Below are 2593 nucleotides of genomic sequence, written 5' to 3'. Positions count from 1 at the left end.
CTGTCGGGGTGGCGGGATTTGAACCCACGACCTCTTCGTCCCGAACGAAGCGCGCTGCCAAGCTGCGCTACACCCCGATGTCGCTGCTGTCGCGGCGACGTCGTTTACTTTAGCCCACCGGTGGCTAGAGACGAAATCCGGTTTTGCCGCGGTGGCGCATGAGGGCCGGGCGGGCGTGGTCCAGCGCCACGAGGAGGACTGCCAGGGCGTAGATGGCCAGGCCGAGGAGGAGGGCGTTGCCCAGGACGTGCTTGTAGCCGTCCTGGCCGACGTCCAGGAACGGGTAGAGGTAGCGGTCCGTGGTGCCCGGGAGGAGCAGCTCGCCCCGGATGAGGGAGAAGGCCAGATAGGCCAAGGGGTAGAGCAGCCAGGTCGGGGCGTGGCGCAGGCGCAGACGGCCCGGGCTCGTGAGCAGCAGCCAGTCCAGTACGGCCGCGATCGGCGTCACCGTGTGGAGCGTGTGGTGGGCCAGGGCCTGCCAGCCGGTGGGGGCGGCGGCCTCGCCCGTGAGGGAGAAGGGGCTCGCCTCGTTCGCCAGGAGCAGGTGGTGCACCAGGGCCGCGACGACGACGTAGAGCAGGGTCGCGCCCAGGAGGGAGCCGGGCAGGGGGCGGGCGGCCGTCCATGCTCGGCGGGCCGAGAAGATCATGACCACGGCCAGCAGGGCGTTCGCCTGGACCGCGAAGTAGCCCGCGGTCCGGGAGGGGTCGCCGAGGAGCAGTTCGAGCGTCACGCCGGCGGTCGCCGCGAGGGCGATCAGCAGGCGGTAGGCCGCCGCCGCGGGGCGGCGGACCGGCGTGACGACGGCCGTGGCCGGGACGGGGGTGGGCCGGAGCGCCGGCTTGCGCGGGATCGCGGGGAGGTCCGGGATGTCCCTGGGTATCGGGGCTGTCATGCTCCCAAGCTGACAGAACCGGACAAAGGGGGCTATACGGGCGCCGCTGTGTGGGTTACCCCCGTATCCCCGTATCCCCGTATCCCGGTATCCACGTGCCCCCGTGCCTCCGTGCCCCCGTACTCCCCTTACCCGTCCCCCCGGCTACTCCCGCCCCACCAGCGTCAGCAGCGTCGCCTCCGGCGGGCACGCGAACCGGACCGGCGTGTAGCGGTTCGTGCCGCAGCCGGCCGAGACGTGGAGGTACGACGTGCGGCCCTGCGCCGAGTGCGTGGACAGGCCCTTCACCCGGTCCGTGTCCAGGTCGCAGTTGGTGACCAGGGCGCCGTAGAAGGGGATGCAGAGCTGGCCGCCGTGGGTGTGGCCGGCCAGGATCAGGGGATAGCCGTCGGCGGTGAAGGCGTCCAGGGAGCGCAGGTACGGGGCGTGGACGACGCCCATGGAGAAGTCGGCCGCGTCCGACGGGCCGCCGGCCACCTGGTCGTAGCGGTCCCGCTTGATGTGCGGGTCGTCCAGGCCCGTCAGCTCCAGTGACAGGCCCTCGATCTTGAGCGTGCCGCGGGTGTTCGTCAGGTTGAGCCAGCCCGCCGCGTCGAAAGCGTCCCGGAGGTCCTCCCACGGGTTGTGCACCGCGCCGACGGCCGGCGGGTTGCCGTTCAGGCCGTGGCGGCCCTGGGCCTTCTCCATCAGGTAGCGGGCGGGGTTGCGCAGCTTGGGGCCGTAGTAGTCGTTGGAGCCGAAGACGTACGCGCCCGGGAACTCCATCAGGGGGCCGAGCGCGTCCAGGACCTCCGGTACGCCCTCCGGGTCGGAGAGGTTGTCGCCCGTGTTGATCACGAAGTCGGGGCGCAGACCGGCCAGGGACCGCAGCCAGCGCTGCTTCTTGCGCTGGCCGCCGACCATGTGGATGTCCGAGACCTGGAGCACGCGCAGGGGGCGCATCCCCGGGGGCAGCACCGGCACCGTGACCCGGCGCAGGCGGAAGGAGCGGGCCTCGAAGCCCGCCGCGTACAGCAGACCGGCGGCGCCAGCCGCCGCGATTCCCAGGGGGACTTTGTATCGCGCGCGCATACGACCATCGTGTCAGACCGGGCGGGATGCCCGCGTCCGGCCGGTGCCCGAAATGGCCTGGCGGTACGGGCTCTTGCACTGCCGCCCCGTAAATGGAGCGTGGCTTTCGCGTCGCACCTGCGACAATCGATGCCATGACCACGCTCAAGTCGAAGCTGCAGGATGACCTCAACGCCGCGATCAAGGAGCGCGACGAGCTGCGCTCCTCGACGCTCCGGCTGACGCTCGCCGCGATCACCAAGGAGGAGGTCGCGGGCAAGGAGAAGCGCGAGCTCTCCGACGACGAGGTGCAGAAGGTGATCACCCGCGAGGCGAAGAAGCGGCGCGAGGCGGCCGAGGCCTTCGCGCAGGGCGGTCGTGCCGAGCAGGCGGAGCGGGAGAAGGCGGAGGGCGAGGTGCTCGCCGGCTACCTGCCCAAGCAGCTGTCCGACGAGGAGCTCCAGCGGATCGTGGCCCAGGCCGTCGAGGAGGCCAAGGCGGCCGGTGCGGAGGGGCCGCGCGCGATGGGCGCGGTCATGAAGATCGTGAACCCGAAGGTGGCGGGTCAGGCCGAGGGCGGCCGCGTCGCCGCCGCGGTGAAGAAGCTGCTGGCCGGCTGACCGCCCGGCCTTCCGGAAGAACGGAAGA

Annotated in this window: 3 protein-coding genes and 1 tRNA gene; 1 reads left to right on the top strand and 3 read right to left on the bottom strand. The window is 71.5% G+C overall.

What is annotated here, in order from left to right; genetic code table 11:
- Positions 1-3: 3 nt before the first annotated feature.
- From RIN80_RS25265 to RIN80_RS25255, 3 genes are all read right to left on the bottom strand, one after another.
- Positions 4-77, bottom strand: a tRNA-Pro gene (locus tag RIN80_RS25265).
- Between the two features lie 47 nt (positions 78-124).
- A complete protein-coding gene (locus RIN80_RS25260) occupies positions 125-895 on the bottom strand; it encodes a Pr6Pr family membrane protein (RefSeq protein ID WP_309097952.1) in 771 nt (256 codons plus the stop codon).
- A gap of 144 nt (positions 896-1039) precedes the next feature.
- Positions 1040-1966, bottom strand: coding sequence for a metallophosphoesterase (locus RIN80_RS25255; RefSeq protein WP_309097951.1), 927 nt, complete (start codon positions 1964-1966; stop codon positions 1040-1042).
- Positions 1967-2100: 134 nt separating this feature from the next.
- Between RIN80_RS25255 and RIN80_RS25250 the strand changes: the two genes are divergently transcribed.
- Positions 2101-2565 (top strand): GatB/YqeY domain-containing protein, encoded by a 465-nt coding sequence (locus RIN80_RS25250; RefSeq protein ID WP_309097950.1) that lies wholly within the window; start codon positions 2101-2103, stop codon positions 2563-2565.
- Positions 2566-2593 lie beyond the last annotated feature (28 nt).

It is taken from the genome of Streptomyces sp. (assembly GCF_031181705.1).
Lineage (GTDB): Bacteria > Actinomycetota > Actinomycetes > Streptomycetales > Streptomycetaceae > Streptomyces.
Note: the sequence above shows the minus strand (reverse complement) of the source record. Positions and strands in the feature narration are given on the sequence as shown.